The organism is Sphingobacterium multivorum (assembly GCF_039511225.1).
GTDB lineage: Bacteria > Bacteroidota > Bacteroidia > Sphingobacteriales > Sphingobacteriaceae > Sphingobacterium.
This window is the reverse complement of record NZ_CP154261.1, coordinates 1355020-1379424: the sequence shown is the minus strand read 5'-3', so window position 1 is coordinate 1379424 and position 24405 is coordinate 1355020. Positions and strand designations below refer to the sequence as shown.

The 24405-nt window shown below is 39.8% G+C and carries 19 protein-coding genes; 7 read left to right on the top strand and 12 right to left on the bottom strand.

What is annotated here, in order from left to right:
• Positions 1-6 precede the first annotated feature (6 nt).
• The 9 genes from AAH582_RS05695 to AAH582_RS05655 all read right to left on the bottom strand — a co-directional run bounded on the left by AAH582_RS05695 (position 7) and on the right by AAH582_RS05655 (position 15240).
• The gene (locus AAH582_RS05695) at positions 7-3258 is read right to left on the bottom strand and encodes a TonB-dependent receptor (RefSeq protein WP_343321466.1); all 3252 of its coding nucleotides are present in this window, start codon (positions 3256-3258) and stop codon (positions 7-9) included.
• 100 nt (positions 3259-3358) lie between these two features.
• Complete coding sequence (locus AAH582_RS05690) at positions 3359-4357, bottom strand: fasciclin domain-containing protein (protein WP_046671715.1); 999 nt, start codon at positions 4355-4357, stop codon at positions 3359-3361.
• Positions 4358-4360: 3 nt separating this feature from the next.
• The gene (locus AAH582_RS05685; RefSeq protein WP_343321465.1) at positions 4361-5704 is read right to left on the bottom strand and encodes a fasciclin domain-containing protein; all 1344 of its coding nucleotides are present in this window, start codon (positions 5702-5704) and stop codon (positions 4361-4363) included.
• Positions 5694-6815, bottom strand: a complete 1122-nt coding sequence (locus AAH582_RS05680; protein WP_343321464.1) for a fasciclin domain-containing protein — start codon at positions 6813-6815, stop codon at positions 5694-5696. The genes AAH582_RS05685 and AAH582_RS05680 overlap by 11 nt, the downstream gene beginning before the upstream one ends.
• Positions 6816-6826: 11 nt before the next feature.
• A complete protein-coding gene (locus tag AAH582_RS05675; protein WP_343321463.1) occupies positions 6827-8032 on the bottom strand; it encodes a hypothetical protein in 1206 nt (401 codons plus the stop codon).
• Entirely contained in the window at positions 8032-9765 is a 1734-nt protein-coding gene (locus tag AAH582_RS05670) for a DUF4397 domain-containing protein (protein ID WP_343321462.1), read from the bottom strand. Before AAH582_RS05670 ends, AAH582_RS05675 begins: the two co-directional genes overlap by 1 nt.
• A 4-nt stretch (positions 9766-9769) precedes the next feature.
• Positions 9770-13234 (bottom strand): TonB-dependent receptor, encoded by a 3465-nt coding sequence (locus AAH582_RS05665; RefSeq protein ID WP_343321461.1) that lies wholly within the window; start codon positions 13232-13234, stop codon positions 9770-9772.
• 131 nt (positions 13235-13365) lie between these two features.
• Positions 13366-14559, bottom strand: a complete 1194-nt coding sequence (locus AAH582_RS05660) for a FecR family protein (protein ID WP_343321460.1) — start codon at positions 14557-14559, stop codon at positions 13366-13368.
• Positions 14560-14619: 60 nt separating this feature from the next.
• On the bottom strand, positions 14620-15240 hold the full coding sequence (locus AAH582_RS05655) for an RNA polymerase sigma factor (protein ID WP_343321459.1): 621 nt from the start codon (positions 15238-15240) through the stop codon (positions 14620-14622).
• Between the two features lie 198 nt (positions 15241-15438).
• Here AAH582_RS05655 and AAH582_RS05650 point away from each other — a divergent pair, with 198 nt between their 5' ends.
• Positions 15439-15912: a DinB family protein gene (locus AAH582_RS05650; protein ID WP_046671722.1), complete on the top strand. Its 474-nt coding sequence runs from the start codon at positions 15439-15441 to the stop codon at positions 15910-15912.
• 4 nt (positions 15913-15916) lie between these two features.
• On the opposite strand, the gene AAH582_RS05645 is transcribed toward AAH582_RS05650, so the two are convergent.
• On the bottom strand, positions 15917-16303 hold the full coding sequence (locus AAH582_RS05645; RefSeq protein WP_046671739.1) for a winged helix-turn-helix transcriptional regulator: 387 nt from the start codon (positions 16301-16303) through the stop codon (positions 15917-15919).
• Between the two features lie 167 nt (positions 16304-16470).
• Between AAH582_RS05645 and AAH582_RS05640 the strand changes: the two genes are divergently transcribed.
• The 6 genes from AAH582_RS05640 (at position 16471) to AAH582_RS05615 (ending at position 21212) form a co-directional block, all read left to right on the top strand.
• Positions 16471-17463 (top strand): NADP-dependent oxidoreductase, encoded by a 993-nt coding sequence (locus AAH582_RS05640; RefSeq protein ID WP_343321458.1) that lies wholly within the window; start codon positions 16471-16473, stop codon positions 17461-17463.
• On the top strand, positions 17460-17927 hold the full coding sequence (locus AAH582_RS05635; protein ID WP_112373615.1) for a cupin domain-containing protein: 468 nt from the start codon (positions 17460-17462) through the stop codon (positions 17925-17927). The genes AAH582_RS05640 and AAH582_RS05635 overlap by 4 nt, the downstream gene beginning before the upstream one ends.
• A 102-nt stretch (positions 17928-18029) precedes the next feature.
• Complete coding sequence (locus AAH582_RS05630; RefSeq protein ID WP_343321457.1) at positions 18030-18596, top strand: Crp/Fnr family transcriptional regulator; 567 nt, start codon at positions 18030-18032, stop codon at positions 18594-18596.
• 58 nt (positions 18597-18654) lie between these two features.
• The gene (locus tag AAH582_RS05625; protein WP_046671726.1) at positions 18655-19236 is read left to right on the top strand and encodes an NAD(P)H-dependent oxidoreductase; all 582 of its coding nucleotides are present in this window, start codon (positions 18655-18657) and stop codon (positions 19234-19236) included.
• Positions 19237-19358: 122 nt separating this feature from the next.
• Entirely contained in the window at positions 19359-20633 is a 1275-nt protein-coding gene (locus tag AAH582_RS05620; RefSeq protein WP_343321456.1) for an adenylosuccinate synthase, read from the top strand.
• Between the two features lie 12 nt (positions 20634-20645).
• On the top strand, positions 20646-21212 hold the full coding sequence (locus AAH582_RS05615; protein WP_070565150.1) for a Crp/Fnr family transcriptional regulator: 567 nt from the start codon (positions 20646-20648) through the stop codon (positions 21210-21212).
• Between the two features lie 113 nt (positions 21213-21325).
• Here AAH582_RS05615 and AAH582_RS05610 read toward each other — a convergent pair whose 3' ends face one another.
• On the bottom strand, positions 21326-22561 hold the full coding sequence (locus tag AAH582_RS05610) for a porin (protein WP_343321455.1): 1236 nt from the start codon (positions 22559-22561) through the stop codon (positions 21326-21328).
• A 302-nt stretch (positions 22562-22863) separates the two neighbouring features.
• Complete coding sequence (locus AAH582_RS05605; protein ID WP_343321454.1) at positions 22864-24405, bottom strand: RagB/SusD family nutrient uptake outer membrane protein; 1542 nt, start codon at positions 24403-24405, stop codon at positions 22864-22866.

The window sequence follows — 24405 nt, the reverse complement described above, 5'->3', positions numbered from 1 at the left end:
ACCAAACTAGAATGTATATCGAACCCCACATTGTATTTGTGCTCTTGAGTTAAAATAATCGATGCTATAAGGCTGCCCAGGATCACTAAAGGTAAATACGGGCCAGCTATCAGCATTTTGCCTCGGCGGAAATAATGATGGGGTAAGCCCCACACTACTCGTCGAATTAAATGTATTGGGCGAAAAATATTGAATACCCCATTTCTTGGAGATTAGATTAGTCAAGTTCATAACATCCACCGAAAATGTTATAAATTGTTTCTTTGACTTCTGAAGAAAGAGATCATGCGCAATTCGTAGATCTGCCTGTACATTCCATGGCGTACGTCCCATATTACGCTCTGTAAAATCTCCTCTACGAGAGCTCAGATAATCATTACCATCAATGAACCGATTAAAAGCATCTGCTTGCTGCTGAGCAGAAAGACCATTTGCAAGATCTTTAAAGTAATGAATTGTTTCCGTCTGTCTTGGAATATAAACCAAACTTACTTGTTGTGGCAAGCCTTGTATGCTATTATTGACGATACCATAGGTAAATGGACTTCCAGATTGCGCACTGATATACAAGGTAAAATTCGTACGTCCTGCATTACGCCAAATTTGTTCGTAATTTATACTCGAAACGATACGGTGACGGATATCGAAATTACTGTAAGCTAACTTTGGATTATTAGGAATAAGTGACTGATTCAGTTGCCAGTTACTTTCCATAGAATTACGTACGCCATTACTTAAATCCTTCGATTCTCCATAGGTATAACTCAGCGTAGCATTCATTTTTTCTTTGATCGTTTTTCCAATGGTCCCTGTTATACTGTAGCGGTAGCCTTGATTGGTATTACTCAGAAGATATACATTCGAGAAACGATTATCCACAGTACCGCTATAAACAGGTTGTTGTTTATTGACGTCATATCCATACCATAATGGGTTATCCTTGTTGTTCAGCTGCTGAAATAGAACATCTTTAATATTCTTTGTATAAATACCTTCAACCGTAAATTTCCAGCTTTCAACCTTGTAATCTATACCCAAGCTGGACCGCAGCACCTGCGGCAGTACAAAATTGTTATCGACCAGATCAACCTGCGTTTTTCCGGTACTTGGATCATTAATGACAGCGCCATTCTGCGCTATAAACTCACCTATTCCAATCGGACTTGGCTTTATAGGGTCAGACCCAGGTGCAAATGGTTTCTGATCTGTTTTTTGATCGAAAGCGCCGTAACTGTTCCCCGTATTATAGTATGCATAAGCCAGCCAAGCAAATGGTATACGCCCTGTAAACAAACCGGCACCACCCCGGACAGTCAGTTGTTTATCGTCCATTGCCTCCCATCGAAAGCCAATTCTCGGAGACAACTGTATCCTATTTAGAAACTCATTTCTTAACCGATTCGGTGGTGTATAGGTGTAGGTTGTACCAAAAGTGGGGTCAGACCACATGTCATTGACTTTATCACTTCGTGTCGGCATTGTTGGCAAAGCTGCCAAATCCGCACGGAGTCCAGGTATGATTTGGAAACGATCATTTATACGGATTTCATCCTGAATGTAGAGACTATACATATTAACAGAGAAGTTAGCCGCGGGATGATCCAAAATGTAAGAGTGTGAATTATCCTTATAGTTGTAACTTCCTCTTACGCGATACGGAACATTCGCGACGAAATCGGCAATACTATTGTAATCAACCCGGCCATTCCAGCTGTTAACAAACCCATACCGAATGCGATAAAGCTCATTATGTGTTCCAAATAACAATTTATGCCTGCCTTTTGTCCAATTTAGATTGGCCGTAATCTCCCAGGTACCTTGTCGCATGTTAAATATACTAGCTTCACGATCAGTTCCAAGATAAATTGTTGTGCCCGGTGTACGCCCTTGTATCTGTACCTGAGGTAAGGAAGGATCACTTAAAGGGTCGCGTCGATCATTTACCTGTGTATATCCCAACACAATATTGGAAGAAAGATTATTACTAAATCTACTTTTCAATTCTGCAACGGTACTTGTTTGGTTGTTCTCTTGTTCAAAGGCCATACTACTGAACCGAAAATCCTGTTGATCCCGATCCATATGAGTTGCCTTACTAAAGATTGTATTGTTACGGATTGCCAACTGATGTTTGGCATTTATATTCCAGTCTAAACGATTGAAAAACTTGGTTGACCGGGACCAATTTGTATAATTACCTGCGGTTCCAATATTAAAAATATCACCATAGCGAGAACGAGCGGCTTCGGCTATTGCTTCTACATCGCGCTGCTCCAAAATATGAGCTGTTTCGATAGTCCCAACACGCAACTGCGTAGGATCTTGACGCCTGGTAAACTCCTCATTACTGAAAAAGAATAATTTATCTTTTATTAAAGGAAACCCTATTCGGAAACCTGTTTGATAATCATAAAAATCTTTATTCATTTTCCCCAAAGTTCCCACCCGGTCCTTACCCGTTAACGCGGCATTCCGTCCATAGGCGTAAACCGATCCTTCAACTTGGTTTGTACCACTTCGCGTGACAGCATTGACCGAACCGCCTGTAAAATTTCCGATCTTGACATCGTAGGGAGCCAAATATACTTGCATATCCTGAATGGCGTCTATTGATATGGGGTTTGTTCTTGTACTGCTCCCTGCCATTCCTGAGGTCCCGGTTTGTCCGCCAAGAGAGGGGCTAAAACCTATTGCATCATTATTGATGGCACCGTCTATCGTGACATTATTATACCTAAAGTTTGTACCACCGAAACTATTATCGCGACTTCCTTGCGGTGTAAGCCGAGTTACATCGGTAATCGAACGGTTGACTGTAGGCATATTCCTTACTTGCGTGCCACTGAAATGATTTCCTGTCCCTACTGTCCCAGCCCTTGTATCACCTTTCCGGCTAGTGACAACGACCTCACTAAGTGTTTCATTACGCTGTTGCATAATAAAATCCGTCTGCAAGGTTTCTCCCAAACGCACAAATATATTTTCTTTACGTTCTGTTTGTAATCCAATGCTACTTACATCAACTGTATATGGACCGCCAATACGAATATTATTTAAAGTAAAACGTCCATCTTTATCAGTCGATTGCACATAACGGGTCCCTGTTGGTGTGTGTATCACAGTAACGGTCGCCTTCTCCACAAGAGTTCCACTGCTACTTTGCACCTTTCCGTTAATTGTACCCGAAGTTTCCTGCGCAAAAGAATTGAGCGCTTGCAAAAGAAACAAAAAGAGTAAAATTAGCTTTAGTATTGACATTATAGGATAGAAAGTCATGGTTGATCTTCCTATGCATATACTGTCATTTTGATATCTATTCATTGCTATGTTTCATTAATTCGTTAGATAAATCTTCTTATTACTGTGTTAGCCGGAGCCCCTGATCAACAATATGTAGTACCCCATCTCCGGTAAGGATATCCTGTTTCTGTAATAAGACATCATTTGTATTCCCCAAACCCCGAAGTGTTATGCCGCTAAAAGAGCCCGGAGAACTGGTATTTGGAACCAACTTAATGTCAACACTGTTACCATCTAGCATGGTTTGCTTAGACATATTTGTATTACCCGTACTCAAGATATAGTCGTACACAAAACGACGGTCATGGAGAATATGATAGCGGACTATTTTTTTCAGATCGTCTAAATTGGCCAGCTCCACATCCTGCACGGATTGAAATCCCAGCAGATTCATAGCAGCATTATTCGGTGCAAAAACCGTATAGGCTCCCTGATTTGTTTTTTCAGATAAAATGCCGGTCCTTTTTATAGCACGAGCAAATATGCTGATACTCGCATCTGCGTTGATAGCATCGACAATCTTATCATGTACATAGGGGGTCATAACGCGGTCGAGCACTTGAATCAGTCCATTAGATGCAGGCAAATTTTGTGTCAATATACGTGCTCCATTCAGCGTCAGTACTGTATCGGCTCCTTTGACCCAGTGTGTGGCATAGACCTTACCGCGACGTGTTTTCAATTCTTGATTAAACAGAAAAGGAAGCTTATTGAGCTCATATTTTCCATCCAGTATGTGATAATTAGCGATATTAGAAACTATTGCTGCGCGTTCAGACAGCATGCTCACCACAGTTGGATAACCCGCCTTTCCAAAGGCATTGTCGGATGGAGCAAGCAAAGTATAGGGACCTTCGCCCTTTTGCAGCTCTTTATCCATATTACTGACGCGCAATGCAGCATTAAATACCGATAAATTAAAATTATCGGCAACGACCAAGTTGACCTTATTATTGTCAAAATTCGTCGTGTTTTCTTCCTTTTTACAAGCAAATAATAGATTGATCGTCAGCAAAAATAGGCTACACTTGCTATAACTAAAATTATGTCGTCTCATCTTTTATTTAAGTTTAAATCCTTTTGGAAGCAGTAGGTTATCAACAACGTGGATCGGTCCATTAACCGTATTGATATCTGTCTCAATAATATTTATCGGTGCTTGCTCGGCTTCTTTGATTTTCATTTGGATCTGGTTTCCATTTTTAGAAAAAGCTAAAGGCATCTTATAAGCGTATCGAACCTGACTACTCCCCCCTATATTCACATAATAATCGTTTAACAAGGCAGGATCCAGATCATTACTATAAAAGACTGTATTATTGGACATCGCTATGCCATAAGCAGGATCCTCAGTTGCAAACACTCTGCCCCAATTGCGATGAAAACTGAATAAAGTATCTGTCGGATATGATCCACGTGGTTCAAAATACAAGTCGTCGTATCTTACATCTCCCCGTTTAGCATTAAAAGCTAGAATATCGGCCACGCTATTAAACCCTGCTTTTCGAAAGGCATCATCTGTTGGTGCAAATGTGGCTGTCAGGTTGAGATTAGGTAACTCATTGTAAAATGGATCCCTATCGATATCCCATCCTCGTTGATAGGAAACTCTGGCCTCTGGATAATAGCTCAAAAACTCCTCTTTACTCATACGATATCCCCATAGAGGCTCAATATCATCCAACATTTTTTCATAAAACATTTCCTCGGATAAACGTTGGGATTCCACAAGGAAAGTAAACCTTCCGTCAGCTATTAGCGCCTCCAATATGGTCATAGTAGGCTTTTCGATCACTTTTTCCAACATATAGATACCGCCATTTGTCGCGGGCTCATAAGCTAATTTTCCTTTAGACTTACCATTGACTAGCAAATCGCCATCTTTCAAAGCGAGATAATGACGATAAGCATAGATGTCGTAACGTCTGCCGACTGGCTCGGTATTATCATAAAAAGGTACTCGATAATTTTGATTTTTTAACATCGATCGAACCATGAGACTATATTTACCAAGTTTAATTTGGTTAAGTTCCCCTAAAAAACTGTAAAATTGAACGAAATCGGCAGCTTCCTCAGTAGTCATTTTTTGAATAGTCTCTAGTGTTATTCCAACTTGCTTTAACGCATTATCGGTTGGCACCAATACGGTCACTTTTGTATTGACTCCAGCAGCCTTAATCAGTGCTACAATGTTACTTTTCTGCCATGCTGCTAAAAAAACTTTTGCTTCGTTATGCTTTGTCAATAGTTGCGTAACATCCTGTGAAGCTTCGTTTTTATAGAGAACTTCCTCCCCCACAAGCTCCGGCATAAACTCAGTTTTTTGGCAAGATAGCAGTACAAACACAGCAGTAGTACATAACAATAGCATATACCAAACGGCATTTATTGATTTATTTTTCATCTTTTCCTTTTTTTATCGCTTGATCTGGGCTTACCAGCCCTTGATCTAAATCATGTACCAGACCATTACTACACAAATAGTCCATTTTAGCGCCGACAGCATACGTTACATCAGCGAGTATAATCGAATAGAAAGTATCATTGTCCCGGAGTCTCATATTATAACTCAATTTCCAAGTCGGATAGACTTCATTGGCAAAATATTCCATATAATGTACTTTATCTTTCAAGTGGTATTTGTAATTACCGTTCGAATTAATGATCGTAAAAACCTGTGAATCCGATATAAAAAAATGTTTATCGTACATGATGTAGGCACCAAACAATACCTCAGGGACGTAATTCTGTGGAACAGCACTATCCAAAAATTCCATCGTAATCCCTCTCTTTTCTAGGGCCTCATTTGTTGGTGCAAATACTGTAAAAGGGCCTTTTCCAGCAAACTGATCCCACAGACCAAATTTCTTCAGTCCAGCCACAAAAACGGTATAGTCTTTCTTGTCACTGAGCCAATCCTGAATATTTTTTTCAAATTGTGGTTTCATAACCTTATCCAGCACATGCAACACCCCGTTGGATAAAACCACGTCTTTGCGGATCGCTTTCGCTCCGCTAAAAAACAGCATATTCACGGGATTAGTAGCCCCAGGTGAGACAGAACCGATTGAGGCATACAATTCGGAACCTTCCAGTGTTGCATACCTAAAGTCCACCGAATTGCTCGGAATATCGCTCACATAAAGACGCCTTGGGAGAATATGATAAGAAATCAGTCTCCGCAAGCTATCCTTATTCATTCGATCAAAATCGGTTGGACGAAACACACCGATCTCATTAAAAGCGAGATCGTTTGGAACGAGAACTGTAAATGGCCCCTTGCCATTTAGTTCGACATTCAGACCAGTTTTCTCCAACGCTGCATCAAAGAGGCGCATTTCATAATTATTACGAATAAAATCGGCCGCCGGTCGTATATTTTCATTAGGTTGGGGCACCATGAGATTATCATGTTTGCAGCCTTGTAGCAACAAAATAAATAAGCACGCAGAAAACCAGCCCATAGTATGAAGCAGTGAAACCTTCTGTTCTATTTTGCTATTATATTGAATCATTTCTGCTAATTTTAGTAAATAGGTGGAGCATATTTTCGTTGTATGGTCGTTAGGTAGACGCGACCATTGACAATTTCGATCGTATTCACCGTTGCGAAAGTGCGTGGATTATCCTTTCCCGAATGTACATTGACCAACAAATTTGGAAGAAGTGTTCCGTTTTCATTACTGGTCAATCCTACTTTTCCGTTTAGGAGACAATTAAGTACAGCCCAGTTGCCACCGGTATTTGTCTCACTGTCATAAAATGGATTCGCGACGGGATCCATTCCAGGTGTAAAAAAGTCAAATCGTTGCCAAATAGGTGTGCGGATACCGTTGGATTTACTACTCGCCCATAACGGAAAACTTGCATAGGCGTTCACTTCATTTGAACTTGTATTACGTTTAACGGTCGTCAAAAAACGCCCTTGGTAACCATTTACTTTCGCAGCATAATGGCTAAGCTCTTCCTGACTTTCATAAAGTGACAAAAATACATTCATATCATCCTTAACACCATTTTTGAAGCTTTTCAACCGATAATCATCATCTTTTAAGCTTGCATCGGCTTCCCAGAACCCTTTTGCACTCATATTGTAAAAGTTTACGTACACCAATGAATCTGATAAAGGGAGTTTATAGAAATTTTCATGTCTCAATAAGACTCCATGATCCTTCTTTAAAAAATCCCTTTGCAAAAGATGGAGTGTATAAACTTCTTTGCTTTGAAGATTGATCACCGTGTCAATCAGAATGTCATTTTTCAAACGATCTTCCAATTCGAAGAAGGGTACCGTATTTTTTGGACGATACGCAAATACGACCCTTACTTCGCCTGAAGGCACCTGAGCCCAGCTACTTAAGTCAAATCCATTTAGAATGGGACCGACTAGGACATTTTCCTTTCCTGGATATTCGGGATTGCTTGGGTCTGTACTGTTCCCGATGTGAGAAGGATACGGTGGAGCATAAGGATCTCGTTTATCCAAGAAATCACCTATAATTTCCGCTCCTGTAAATTTTCCATCAGAACCTATTTTTGGATTGATAAGCATACAGAAATAGGGTACTTTATCATCTTTGCTACCCATAGTCTGTACGTAATTGACATTATTAAAAACACGTAGATAAGCCGGCTCGGCAATTTGTGTATATTCAATTTTCGTACAGGAAGCAAGCAATAGTATAAAAATGGCCAGTAGCCAAATACGACTTGATATATTTTTCTTTTTCATTATTTATTATGTTTGATAATGATCATTCGCGCTTTTTCTTTATCGGACGATCCCGAACCACTTTTTCCAATCAACGCTACAGTATAAATCCCTGGCTCAAATGCTGGCAGAGGCCTTCCAATGGTTGTATACAGCGATTTATTTGCTATAAACTCCGTCGATTGCAATACGTCAATATCGTCGGCCCAAACACCTGGTATGACGTCTGGTTTAGAACGATAAGCCATTATTGCGTAGGGATTTGTCATAATATTTACATTGGTATAAGGCATATTAATCGAAGGGATCCCAGGTTGCAGATTTACATTGCCACTGTTTCCGAAAGGCTGTCCGTTAGGTAGCGTAAAGGTGATATAAGGATTGCTTGCCGATAGATTTAAAAAGCGATTAAAGAAGAAGAATTTAAAAGCTAGCCGGCTGTATGTCCCATCGTCTTCAGCCGGTAAAGGAAGCGTACCACTCAGATCATTGGAAATGAGAAGCAACTGAGCCTTTCCATTTCCATCAGGATAGAGCCATAACGTATAATTTTGATTGCTCCGCAATTCCTGTTTAATCGTCGCAAGTACGTTTCCAGTTGCATCTATAGCCTCAATATCATATTGCTTCTGGGTAAACACACTATAATTACTTCCTTTTCCAAATCCGATACCACTGGCAATAACCTTTCCATCGACCCTAACCCCTATCGATTGATCCATATATGCATTTACACCTTGTATCCTCAAATAACTTTGATTCGTTGGCGCAGCAATATCTGTAATGATCTGAAACGAATTTTGATAGGCTGAAACTGTCTCATTCAGCTCATTGGAGAAATAATTAAATCGCTGTGGGGTGACTACGATCGTATAAACACCACCAGGTTGAAAATCCTGAATCGGAGCATAAGTAAAATTAGTAGACTTCGCATAATCTTTTGGGATGGTGGAAGTCGTTAAATCAATGAGCCCGTACTCAAACCGACCTGAGCCCAAAGAAGGAAGGGGTCTTCCATCTGCCAGCAATATCTTGAATTGATAAGTCCCATAAGGCAACTCGATGTAATCAGAACTAATCTGAGAAGCTGCTATTGCACTGGTTTTTTGATTCACCAATGTACCATCGGCATAGGCTAAAGAAATTGGACCAACGAGATTTTCTTGCGGACCATTCATTCCAATAGCTGGATTTTTAATTGTCCCACCGAGATTAACAATGCGGATTTTAAAATGGTCTGGCTTAGTGGGACTAGTCATAGCACGCGTTAGTGCAACAACTTCCGGTTGACCATTCATGAATAAGGAAGGAAGCAAAAAATAATCCTTAGGTTGCTCATAACTATTGTCAACCTTGACTTTAAAATCATGGTTCAAACCAAAACCCTGATAAAAGCGAGCTGCAAACGTAAGGTCTGCCTCTTCTTTCTGATCAAAAAGATCTCGTGGAACTGTCCATATCTTTGTCAAACGTCCGTCTGTTGGGAAATATGAGGTTCCAGGATATTTATGATTCCCCGGATTTAACGGATGCAACACAACAAAACTTGTCAAGCTGTCGCCATTAGCAATAACCTGATTAAAGTCAGATAGATTAACAATTCTAGTATTTGAATTTGGCCGGTTTTCAGTTACAGGACGATTGTCATTAATCACATCCAGTTTTTCCTTTTTACAAGAAACAAAGGATAAAAAACATAAAGCTGTAACAGCAAAAAACCGACAACTCACGCGTTTACACATACTGATTTTCATTAGATTAAAATAAGTTATAGGTAAAACCGATCATAATTTCCGCACCGCGCTTATAACTTCTGTTGATATACTCATTTCCATACCACTTTCCTCCGGTTTGCGGATTAGCATAAACAGTTTTAATAGCAGGATTCATTATATTTTTGGCATAGCCTTTAAACAAGATCCGTTTATTTAGCTTTTGGAAAAAAACAAAATCAAGGTAAGGCACGGGCTGTGTATACAGATCCGGTTCCCCTGTCAGATTAATTTGGACTAAGCGTTCCCCAACCATATTAAAGGTCACAGTGAGATCGGTTCCTGATTTGTCGTTATCATAGTTTAACCAAGCATTAATCGAATAAGGAGCCTGTTCAAACAACGGACTATTTTTTGGGGTATATCTATCCAGTGAACGATTTGCTTCATAACGCTCCGCAGATTTTTTAATTTCACTTTGTGCCAATAAAAGATTGGTACCCAAAAACAAGTGTTTTAAAGGATCATATAAGGTTCCCAAATTCTTGACAACTTCAAATTCCAATCCCCATACCTTACCAATATTACCGTCATTCTGAAATTGGATGGTTGGAAATTCAGGATAAGTAGCAGCTAACCCTTGGGTTTTTAGATTAAAGACCTTAACCAATTGATTTTCTATACGCTTTCCAAAAGCCGACACGGCAATAACCTCTCCTTTAGCGGGAAACCATTCCCATCGAAAATCCGCATTTTGGGTATATTGATTTTTCAAATTGGGATTACCAACAACTAAGCCCATTTGAAAGGCATCAAATTCAAATACATTGGTAATCTCACGCAATTCGGGTCTCGCCAGAGTCGTGTTGAAGGCCCCACGAAAATTCATATTGTCATTCAACGTATAGGTTGCATTGACAGAATAGAATGGTTTATATTTTGTTTTATAGACAGAATTGGGATTAATCGGATCCAGTGGAATACGTGTACCATCTGGAGATGTTGCGGTCAGTGCAGGGTCTAAAAATACATTCGCAGTATCCACTGTCGAACCAATATTTGTCATCTCAAACCGAACTCCTCCGGCCATGCGGAATCGTTCAGCAATCTTGAGATCCAGCATACCATATAATGCATTGGTTTCAAAATAACCTTTGTAGTTATTTGGCGATTTTTGGCTATTGTATAGAAAACCACCTACTGGCATCATACCTTCACCCTGCCCCGCTTTTGGTAATACAACACCTACAATTTCATTGCTTACCAAACGGTCTAAATTACCCTGAACATCATATAATGGAATTGATTTATTTCCAGTGAAATTAGACCCTGGCAGAAACAGCTGGTTTTCTGTAAATTTACGATCTCTAAATAAATAATTGAATCCCGTTTTAAACAACTGCTTTTCACCCAATAGCCTGAAAGGAAAACTCAGATCAGCTTTAGCATTAAAATTATCTTCGTTCAAATTTCGCCATCTCCGACCATTAGGTTCAGCTTGAATAATACCATAATTTCCGAATCCGTTTACATAGCCCGATGTAAGCGCATAGAGATGTTCAGAATATACATAGTCATCAAAATGAGCCTGCTCACTTATAATGGGACGCCGATACCATCCTCCACCCCGAGGTTTGTAGTCTACAAGACTAGCAAATCTAAAATCCGGATCATTCTGTGTGGACTTTGAAGTTGCAACATTATAACTCAAACGAGGCGACAACTCATTTTTCAAAAACTTATGTTCACCCTGCAGATTAAAGGTATTCAGATTACGGAAAGTCTGTTTAAGCGAATGAATAGTACTTCTGACTTCGCCAGGCAAGCCCGAATACTCATAGCGTCCATTTAAATTTGTTGCGATAGACTCTCCTCCCCAGCTTCCCAAATATTGCATACTGACCTCATGCTGTGGATTAAAACGGTAGGTGACCCCTACAAGTGTACCATAGTTTAGTGTTTCGGTTCCTGTATTTTCACGATAAGTTTGATACTTCCCCATAAAAAGACTATTCGGTGTAATATAATTAGGGATATTTCTAAAACTAAAAATATCAGGGTTACCAGTCACTATCCCTTGATAGATGCTATACTGGGTCAGTTCGCCCTGATAAATATCAGCGGTTCTTCTATAATAATTTCCTCCGACAACAAGCCCCAGTTTGTGTTTTCCAAAAACATCATAACTATTACCGAATGTTGCCGAGTAAAGTTGATTCATGGGCGCGCGGCGGTAACGAGTTGTCATAACGGGATCAAACCCTTTCATAATCGTATTAACCCGGTTTACCTCCTGGTATCCTGAGGGACTATAGTTGCTATTGGCAATCATATCCTGGATAGAACTTAATCCATTGGGATATTGCGTTGCAAGATTTAGAAAATCCGAGGAAAGGTCTTTTTTATTGATTCGTGTTCCCAATAATCCAATCTCACTGTTCCAAAAGCTGTTGTAATTTCCTCCCAAACCAATGTTCGAATTGAGCCCCGTTTGAGCGATAAGCTCAAATGTCATTTTCTCAGGTACAGATTTCGTTTTCAGCTCAACGATACCCGAAGCAGCATCGGCAGGTTTATCTGGTGTTACTGTTTTATAAACGGTAATATTATCCAATAAGGAAGCCGGAACAAGATCCAATGGGATGGCACTACGGTCAGGATCAGAAGAAGCCAATCTTACGCCGTTCAGCTGACCGATCACAGATCGATCACCTAGCCCTCTTACCGCAATATATTTATCGTCAGTCACCGTAACACCAGTAACGCGCTGTAACGCCTGTGTAGTTGTGATACTGGCCGTACGCTCAATCAATTCGGCCGAAATAGCATCCTGTACAATCGAAGCGCGTTTACGTTCTTCCAGCACGGCCGTTTCAGTGTTCATTTTACGCCTTGCCTGAACGGTGACCTCTTCCAATGCTGTAGCAAGAGGGCTCAACCCAATAACAAGGTTTTCCTTCACATCATTAATTTCAATCTCCTTGGTCTGATAGCCTAGATAGGAAAGAACGAGGACAGTAGGAATTTTAGAAATCGATATCGAAAAGTTTCCATTTGCATCAGAATTCGTTCCTCCAGATGTCCCTTTAACACGAATAGAAACACTGGCCAGTGTCCTTTTTGTCTGTTGATCAATAACTCGACCAACCAAGCTCTGCTGCAATACATCGGCGGGCTTTTCCAGCGCAGTCCGAAGCGCCGTAACAACAACCAGTTTATTTTTCACAACATAACCGAACGGTTGTCCTGCAAAACATATATTCAATGCTTCTTCAACAGTTGCATTGTTTAGATTGACATTAACGGGTTTTGCTCGGTTAAAGAGCCCATTATCGTAAAAAAAGTCATAACCGCTCTGCTGCCTTATTTCTTTTAAAATAGCTGGGATATGACTATTTTGTTTGTTAAGTGTAATACGTTGACCGTAAGTAAACGCACTGACTTTCACCAACAAACAAGTTAAAAATACCATGGTGATTTTCATAACACGCATGCATTGATAAAAACTCATATATTTGTTGTTGTTAATATTATTTGATGATCATTGAATCGCAACATGATCGATAAGCTTAACACATTGACCAAAGGTGTTACCAGCACCTTTGGTTGTTTTTATCCGGCTTATCGTAAAAATTAGATAGGTCAATCTATCACAATAAGCCTCCTTCCATTTAGCGTTAATTTTACTTTTCCTGTTGTTTGCAACATATCAATAATGGTAGATAGCGGCTGAGAACGCGATACCATACCATCAAATTTCAGCTTTTCAAGTCGTTCGGGACATGCTACATCCACGTTGTACCACCTTGAAACTTTACGCAACAGACTTATCAACTCCTCTCCTTTAAAAACAAAGTCGCCATTTATCCAAGCTACTTCCTGAGAAATATCAACATTTTCTACACGCAGGGCTTCCCTTAACAAGGCCCGCTGTCCTGGTTTTAAGAGCACCGATTCATTTCTTTTTTTCGAACTAACGCGTACAACTCCCTCCAATAAAGTTGTTGTTGTATAAGGTTCATCCTCATATGCATTGACATTAAAATGCGTACCAAGCACCTCGATTTTTTGATTTACTGTCTCCACGTAAAAAGGAATTCGCCCTCCCATTCCCGTCTCAATTTTTGCAATTTCAAAGTAAACCTCTCCGGTCATGTGAACATGCCGTTCGTTTTCACTAAATTTCAAAGGATATGTCAGGGTTGAATTTGCATTGAGAAAAGCTTTGGATCCGTCGGGCAATATAATTTGATATTGGTTTCCGCGATTGGTCGTTATTTTATTCACAGCAGTGCTGGCTGCTTCCCATTGTTCAACGGCTTTATAGACCAATTCACCGTCTTTATTCTTTTGTATTTCTACCCCGCCTTGAAGTGCTACCACACTTCCATTTTTTATATCAGCTAATGAAACAACGGAGCCATCTTTTAGTGTCAATAGGGCATCATCCTTTCCCGGAGCACCAATATGCTGCACGTTTTTTGGCTGTTCTTCAGCAAGCTGTTGTTTAAATAGAAACAGTGAGATAGCGCCAACAGCGACTATGAGCGCCGCAATTTTTAACCAGACAGCCATACCAATTGCTGTAAAGCGGTGTTGGTTAGCGCGCTTTTTTATTTGAGACTGCAAACGATCATAGTTTGTTTGAACGGATAGTTCACCCGCATAATGTCCCATTGCCACAATGGTCTCCTGCAACTCCGCTATGGACGCTTTATGTTCAGGATATTTTTGTAACCATTTTTCCCATTTTTCGATATCCTCTTTATTCGTTCCCTTGCAATAGTTCACAAAAGATTCGTCCAATAATAACGCTTGCAAATTAAGTTCGTTCATACCACTCTAATCGTAATTTATACAATAGAGTGGGCAGGGTCATTTTTTCACTACTCGTTTTTAAGAAAAAATCAACAAAAATGAAGAAAGTAGGCCTACGGCAACTTTAAGAAAGATTTCTTGTTCACTAGAAAGGTTATTTTTTATTTTTTCTAGGGATTTATAAATGGTATTATAGATCGTATGGATCGAAACCTGATTGGCATCAGCGATTTCCTGATAAGAAAGATCCAAAAAAAATCGTTGGTAAATCACCAGCCGTTGTTTTGTTCCTAATTGCTCCATATGCTCCTCAACCAACTGTGTTACCGTATTTGTTGTTACCGCACGTATATGTTGTTCTTCAACAGAGTGATGGATTGACGGATCATGGATTTCTTCCACAAAATCCAAATCTGTCAGTTGCAGTGTTTCCTTGCGAAAAAGTTTTTGAAAGAAAACCGTAATAATATAACTATGATGATTGCGTATTTTTTGATTGTCGGTCTTCTTTTCCCAAAGGTGTAGAAATACATCATTCACACTATCCTGAATACGCTGTACCGACATTTTCTTTTTCGTTCCCAAATAGGAAAGATAATGGTAATAATGTTTGTATAAAGCATAAAATGAATCTTCACACTCCTCTTTCACAAATTGGTCCCAAACATTTTTTAGATCTCTTCCGGTTAGTGTAAACATAGTTTCGTGGTAACAATGACTTTATACAAAAAAAGAAAAGTCTTATTAACAAGAGGTTAACTGAAGATGAAGAATCGGAAAATTGTATGTAAATTGGACAGATAGTCGATTATAATTCCTCAACGATGCTGTATAGTGTAAACGTATAATAAAACAAAAGCAGTAGAACAACTGATTATTAGAAAGATAAATTACAAAATGGAAAGACGTATATTTATTGCAGACAGGCTTCGCGAAGTTTTTTTGAATGGACGTTGGATTGCCAACACCAACTATCAGGAACAACTATTGAATACGACCTGGGAACAGGCCATATTCAAAATAAATGATCTGAATTCCATCGCTGCGCTAACCTATCATATCAATTATTACCTAGAAGGTCTACTAGCTGCATTTACGTATGGAAAATTGGAAATTAGTGATAAATACAGCTTTGATATCCCGCCTATCCAATCCAAAGCAGACTGGGATACACTAGTAGATCGATTCCTAAAAAACGCAGCCACATTTGCCAACAGCATTGCCCAATTTGAAGAAAACCTCTTCGATCAGCCATTTATTGATAAAAAGTATGGATCTTACCTCAGAAATATCGAAGCTGTAATCGAACATAGCTATTATCACCTTGGTCAGATTTCACTGATCAAAAAGTTAATTCTTCAATCGGAATAAATTGTTATTTCGTTAATGCAGCGAGTTCTTGTTTCACTTTCTCTCGGTATTCCAACCCCCAACTGACCAGTGATTCGGTAACGGGGAATACACTTTTACCATAGGCGGTAATTTTATAGAACACTTTCACGGGGTCTTCACTGGGCTGGCGGGCGACTAACAAGTTTAATTCAAGGTCTCGAAGTTCTTTTGTCAACACTTTTGCAGAAATTCCTTGAATCTCCCGTTCCATTTTTTTGAAATAGATTTCCTGCAACTCCCGATTAGCCAAATAACGCAATATCATCAATTTCCATTTTCCGCCCAAAATATCCAGCGCGTCACGTATAGCGCGCAATTCTTCTGTACAACTCGCCTCCCGCATTTGATTTCCGTTCAAAACTTGTCCCATATTGATTTCCAACGACTAGTTACCACTTGTTAACTACCAACAAATATATAGCAAACGAAAGGTAGATTTGTCATATCAACTATATAAGATGAAAGAATGCTGATATAACATACATTATTTCGGCAGGAATTTTTCATAGGGATGCCATCATTTAAATAAATAGCGATATGAACGCGGTTATACTGGATAAAGACAATCAATTGATAAATGCGGAGGTTGAGCTTCCTCAACTGAAGTCCAACGAAGTGAAAATTAAAATAATAGCTTCAGCACTCAACCCCATAGACTACCAGATGCGTGAAAACGAATTTGAACGACGTTATATATTTTCACCCATACTTGGTAGAGAAGGGGCAGGAATTGTCACAGATAAAGGTTCAGATGTAAGTGAATACGCAATTGGAGATGAAGTATTTTTTGCCTGTGGTAGCATGGGCAGTAACGGAACCTATGCAGCATACATTCAGTTACCAGCCGGCCTCGTTGCCCCTAAGCCAAAAAATATTTCGTTTGAGCAAGCAGCAGCACTTCCTACCGCTGGCATCACCGCATTGCAGGTTTTCGACCGAGTAGCAATTAATCCGCAAGATCATATTTTCCTAACCGGCGCGTCTGGAGGCGTGGGTCTTTTTGTATTAAAATTACTCCTGGCTAACGGCATTAAAAATATCGTTGCAACAGCAGGAAGTATGGGCAGTATTGAAAAATTATGCCAACTAGGACTGCAAAAAGACAGTATCATCAATTATCGAAATGAGAATTTAACGGAAATAATCAAGCTTAAAAGTAATCAGCAAGGTATTGACGTCGCTATTGATGCGGTGGGGCAGCATCTCTCGGAAGTTGCCGCCGCAGTATTAAAACCCTATGGAACTTATATCGACATCACACATTTTACGACCGCGGCAGCAAGAGACCAACTATTTAGTTCGGCCGCACAGATCATCAATATATCCAACTTCATCCACGCCCAAAGACTGAATTATCCCTATTTCAAAAATGGACTGGATCGAATCAGACACACTATTGAGCAAGAAATTATTCAACCCGCCCCTATTTATCTTATCGGTAACTTAAGCCCCGAAACAATCGAAAAAGGGCATCGAATACTGAAAAACAACCAGACTCAAGGCAATAAATTAATTATACAAAATCAATGAGAACTATACCTAGACGAATCGTGACAGGCATACGTGCCGGAAAATCCTTTATCGAAGCGGATGCATTGGTCGATAATGTATCAGAGCACTATCCCAATCTTGTTATTTCCGATATCTGGCAAACCAGCCAAATGCCGGCCAAGTTTGAGAAAGAGCATCCCATAGAAAACAGCGCTATACCCCAAGTCATCAAAAATGGCACGTACTTCCGCTATGTACAGATCCCACCCGATCGGGAACTTGGTATAGAAACAACGATTGGCACCCCTCATCCCCTCATGCATCAGACCGCTAGTTTGGATTACATCGTTATTCTTTCAGGAGAGATTTACTTGATTACAGACACAGAAGAAACGCTTTTACAAGCCGGCGATATTGTCATCCAACGCGGCACCAATCATGCTTGGAGTAATCGCTCCGATCAAATGTGCCTGCAATTGGCCATTCTAATTGATGCGAATTAAAAATCTACCCTGTTGCTCAATCGGCAAACTAAACATTGAGCCGATTAAAACACATCGAATTTATCTTGTAGGAACACCGCAATTTTTCTAAGTTTGGACTTCATGATAGCAACATATTTTCGGTCTTTGCGTCTGTTCGACGAAGAAGAGATCAATCAGATTGTTCAGCTTTTTGAATACAGAAAGCTGAACAAAAATGACTTTTTTGTTAAAGAGAATCAACCTTGTCATGAGGTTGCATTTATACAATCAGGGATCTTCCGTTCTTATTATAGCAGTGTAAATAGGGAGGATATTACCTATTGTTTCCGCTTTCCCAATACATGGATAGCGGCCTACTCCTCCTTTATTACAGGCGGGCCAAGTATGGAGACCATGCAGGCCATTACCCCTGCCGAACTGTGGACGATCAAAAAAAATATGATTGATAAGCTTGCTACGAATAGCCTAAAATGGACAAAATACCTTAAAATGATTGCCGAGGAACAATATCTTGAACTTGAAAAACGCGTCTTTCAATTACAAAAAGAAACCGCATCACAACGTTATGCCAATTTACTCAAAGATCATCCTGATTTTATCCAACAGCTTCCTTTACAATACCTCGCTTCCTATTTAGGCATTACACAACGTCATTTAAGTCGTATCCGCAGCGAAATTTCTTTTTAGACATTTGTCCTGTAAAGACGGTAAGCCTATCTCTATTTTTGTGATGTAATATAACATCATGCAGAAAAAAATACTGATTATCAATGGCCACCCGAATCGGGAGTCTTTCAATTTTGGCATCGCAAATGCCTATCAAGAAGCTGCGGCAGCGTCCGGAGCTACAGTACGAACAATCCATATTATTGACCTAGACTTCAATCCAAACCTTGAATTTGGTTATCGTAAACGGACAGAACTTGAGCAGGACCTACTTCTTGCCTGGGAAGACATCTTATGGGCCAATCATTTGGTCTGGATACATCCCGTTTGGTGGGGCGGTCTTCCAGCCTTGATGAAAGGCTTTATCGACAGACTTTTTTTACCTGGACGGGCTTTTCAATATCGCGAAAACTCTCTTTTTTGGGACAAATTACTCAAAGGAAAATCTGCCCGGATCATTACAACACTCGATCAACCAAGTTGGTATTATGCTTTAGTTTACGGCAGGCCAAGTGTTAATCAATTAAAAAGATCCACCCTTCAATTTTGTGGAATATCGCCGGTTAAAGTCACCTATATCGGAATTATCAAAACTTCCGATCCTATTAAACGGAATAAATGGCTACAAAAAGTACAACGGTTGGGACACAAACAAGCTTAAGTGCAATCCATACGCATTAAGACTGCTGGCCAAATGATAATGAGGAGCACTTTTTGCCAAATGGCAATTGTCCTCCGCTTTGCAAGCCCTAGCTTTGACCATAAATTCAAGACAAACGCAACATGGACATTCTAATTGGGCTCCAATGGGGAGACGAAGGTAAAGGAAAATTCATTGATCTGATCGGAAGCGACTATGACATTATCGCCCGTTTTAATGGCGGCGCAAATGCCGGACATAGTATTTACTATCAAGGTAACAAAGTTACGCTTAAACTACTCCCATCAGGCATCTTTTCACCGCGTGTCAAAAACATTATCGGCACCGGTGTGGTGGTTGACCCATTAGCATTTAAAGCAGAAATCGAAGAACTAGCGCACATTATGCCAGATCAAGATCTCGTTGATAGAATTTTGATATCCCAAAAAGCGCATCTCGTTTTACCGACCCATCGTTATTGGGATATCTACATGGAACAGTCCCCATTATATCGTACGATAGGAACAACCAAAAATGGAATTGCGCCAAGCTATTCCAATAAAATACTAAGACAGAATCTTCGCGTTGGTGATATTCACTCGGATAGTTTTGACACTGACATATATCAAATTTTAAACCGCCAATACAAAGAACTACAGTTTTTGGGACAAGAAATGCCTGCATTCGAAGAGCTCTACCACAATTTTATTCAAGGATGCACTTCCTTAAAACAAGTGCCAATTATAGATACTGAAATCTTTCTGAATAAGGCGATCCGAGATGGCAAGAAGGTATTGGCGGAAGGCGCGCAGGCAACTCTGCTTGATATCGACCATGGAAGTTATCCCTATGTGACCTCATCAAATACGATTGCCTCCGCAGCCTGTGTAAGCTTAGGTGTGTCGCCTAAACTGGTGGATAAAATTTATGGCGTTACAAAGGCCTATTGCACCCGTGTGGGGAATGGTATTTTCCCAACGGAGATCACAGGACAAGCTGCCAATGATTTACGGGAAAAGGGAGCTGAATTCGGTTCCAATACCAAACGGCCCCGTCGTGTCGGCTGGCTGGATATCCCAGCATTAAAATATGCCATTATGTTAAACGGAGTTACGGAACTCGTTCTTACGAAGGCCGACATTTTGAACGAAATGGCTGACATCCCCGTCTGTACCCATTATGAAATAGATGAACAAAAAATTTCTTTAGCATTTTCCCAATCTTCTGAACAAAAAATTAAACCGATCTGGAAATATTTAAAAGGTTGGAATACCGATTTCTGTAATATCAAGCAAGCAAACTTGCTTCCACAAACCTTGAGGACATTTATATCTTTTCTCGAAGAAGAATTAGAAGTTCCCATAAAGTATCTTTCAACAGGACCTCAACGTGAAGAATTGATTAAATTAGCTAAGTAATATAAAGGGAACATGGAGCAATTACTGGAATACATCCGAAAATTTGGACAGCTCGATTTGCGAGAAGAGAACTTAATTCGACAAGCATTCGAAAAAAAGAGTATTCCAAAGTCAAGCTATTTTGTCGCTTGCGGTAAAGTAAACAATAGCATTGCTTTTGTGGAATCGGGGGTATTCCGTTCGCTCTATTACAACAGTAAAGGCGACGATTTTACGCGTTATTTTATTTATGAAGGTCGTTTTATTGGGGATCTTCAGAGCTTCTTGGATCGAACACCTTCCAACGACTATATAGAATCCCTCACAGATAGTGAGATCTGGAGCCTTGATTTTGAGAATTTTACGCTTCTTGAAAAGGAAATTAAAGTTTGGCCGTTGTTGATGGCCAAACTTTATGCTTTTGTGGTGGAAAGTAAGCTAAAAACGGCAAATACCATGATGAATCTCGATGCCAAAGAACGCTATCTCCTGTTCTTAAAGCTTTACCCGGGTTTAGCCAATCGTGTTCCATTAGCCATGTTAGCGTCCTATTTAGGGATTACCGCATCATCACTGAGCCGGATTCGGAAAAACATCTAAGTGTCGGGAGATCTCTAAATCAAACGGCCTAAACAACCTACTATATTGGTCAAACTAAGTATTGATCCTCCCCCTCAACACCGATACTCGCGAAAAAACAGCACTGAGCCAATTTACCAACGATAAAGCAGCCTTGTAGTGAAAACATTATCTTTCAGATCAGCCGAAAAGTTTGGTAAACTTGTGGTTTCGTTCGTTACATGCTCATTATATACGGTCAGTTTTATCCTATTGTTAATTTGATATGCAAGACCATAGCCCAGCGTACTAAACTTAACATCGCCATCGGCCGTAAAATTATCAGGCATGCCGATTGTCATGCCACTTGCTTTCGTATTTGGATCATATACGTCATACGCTATCAATGCAGTAATACCGCTCTTCGCAATCTCCTGCGTAAACCAAAGATAATATCCATTAAATTTACGTTGATAAAGGTCTGTTGTCGGCTGGGTTGTAAAACTTCTGCTGGCGTAAGGTCCTTTAATATCGACACCACCGGCAACTCCAGGCTGGTCTCCTGCCACATATTCGGTTTTGAAACTGGATTTCCCGAAGCTATTATCAAACTCTACCTGTAAGTTTGCTCCATAATAGTTCCTGCCGATGGCTTTACCTTCATTCTCATCACTGGTATGCGCTGTATAACCATTGCTATTGGGCGTATAGTACGTTTTCGTATCATTACGCACTGAACCTTTATAGAACGAGCCGCCAAAGCCCAAATGAAGTTTTTTATCGGCTAAACTATCAAATTTAAAAGCAAGATTACCGATCAGATCCTTTTTAGAATCATAGTCCTTAGCAGAGTGACCACTACCGTTCACCAAGGCTAAATCTAAATTTAAGAATTTAACTTTACGCCCAGGATGATAACTTACCATCCCTCCAAGATCACGTTCGCGCGGCATCAACGTCTGGAATACACGTGCCCGCTCCGGAAAGTCACGATAGCCCGATGAGTATACAATGGAATATCCAAAAGGTCTATTGAAAAGTCCCGCAGTTAAACTAAGGCCTTTTTGACTTGGGTGACGCAATTGAATAAAGGCATCCATTAGTTGTACACCGTCTTGAGTAGCATCCAATTGAAAGACAATACTCGAGTAAGTATCCACCCGGTCAATTTTAAGGCGTCCCCTGCGGATCATAAATCTGTTATCCGAATTCTTTGAAAAATCCCCACCTGAAAAGGACGTAATTCCAGGAGATTGCGCCTTTTGAAACTGTGTTTGAAGGTACCCCGTAATCTTGATATCATGTGGATCATAGCTGGAGGGCGCATTATTATTTTGCGCGAGCGCTACGACAGGACCTATCAGGGCTAAGAGTAAAAGTGCTTTTTTCATGAGAATTTTAAATAAATTATCTTTTTTCGCTTGTGATGAAACGATACTAACAGAATCATTTTTCCTTCTTCTATTCCATCATCTTTCAACGGCGTAAAAATAGATTCTCAATATTAAGTTAATATTAATAAATTGTTAGTCTATTAATTTATATACATAAAATTAACGATTTAGTAATATATCACCTTGGAGGTCGTTTCCAGACATTGAGAACTCATACGATCTCGATTATATTTTAAAATAAAAATGGCCGATACATGAAATTCACGTATCGGCCATTCGACTTTGCCTTAATTCTAGAATTAATCAAGAAGGGTATTGAAATCAGTTTCTCTTGCCGGAGTAACAATCTTCCAATTGTTATTATCTGTTGGTTTGATAGTAGCTCCAAGTACTCCCTGGAAGTTACCACCTTGCTCAAAAGATTTTCTAGCGATACCATCACCCCAACGCTTCATATCGAAGAAATCAAATCCTTCACCCCAAAGTTCAATGGCTCTATAAAGCTTAATCTCGTTAAATAAATCCTGTCCGGTTTTGGTACACGAGTAATTAGGGTCTCTTCCAGACGTTTTAGTCAACTCATTCATTAATGCCTGAACGGAAGCAACATCTTTACCCTGTTTATATTTAGCTTCGGCCTCAATCAATAGCATTTCAGAAGATCGGAAGTTGTTGGTTTGCCCAACACCTGGCATTCCTGTTGCATTAAACTTGAATTGCATATAAGAATACGCCGTTGAGTTAGCAGGAATATCTTTGTAAATATTGCGGATATAAGCAAGTCCCGCAGCATTCCCCTGTCCAGTTAAACCATTAAAAGTTAATCCCGTTGTTGCTGGATCCAAAAATAAACCTTTTCTGATATCGGTTGTAGGGATTTTAGTATACAGATCCTTACTGATCGATCGAGGGTATGTTCTAACCAACGATGAAGTAGAATTGTATGCCATATAAGATTGAAACGAATAGAAATAAATTGTTTCTTGGTCGTTATCGAAAACAGACCAGATCCATTCCTTATTTACCGTTGAAAAACCAGCTTTATAATCCGTAGTAGACATTAAAGGATACTTCGCACGTGCTAAAGCTGCATATTTTTCAGCATTTGCATAATCTTCTTTATTCAACGCCGCACGCGCATAAATCGCATAAGCGACCTCTTTGTTTACCTCATAATTGTTTGCTGTATTGCGTTCGCCCTTACTGCTTTCATATAGACCAATGGCCGTATTCAAATCCCCATAGATCATCTCATACGTTTGACCTAAAGTTGATAAAGGCAAATCTTCAAAGCCTTCATGAGCACGTAAAATCACCGCAGCGGTCGCTCCATTATTCGAACTGGACCATCTGTCGCCATAGAGTTGCGCGAGCATCATATAGGAGTAAGCTCTAAATGTCAGGGCTTGTGCCTTAATAAAATCTCTTTCCTCTTGCGTACCCGGCGTAGAATCGATATTATCGATTAATGCATTTGCATTGGAGATAATAGTGTAATAATAGTACCAAGGATAGTACGTATACGTACTTTGTGGATTGGAAAAGTACTCAAAGTTAACAACGGAGCTCCAGCCCGTCATTGGAATCGAGAAATGGTTTCCAGCATAGTTACCATAATACATTTTGATTGTTCCTTCTCCATTAAAACCTTGCGAAGACAAATATTGTCTCTTCATTAAGCGCGACAAACCGTTAACCGCCATTTTGGCATTATTAATGGATTCAAAAACAGTCGAAGGGGACACCTGATCAGTAGGATTTTTTACCAAATAGTCCTTTTTACACCCGAAAAGAAGAAAAACTGCTGATGCTAAAACACCAATTTTATATATATATTTCAT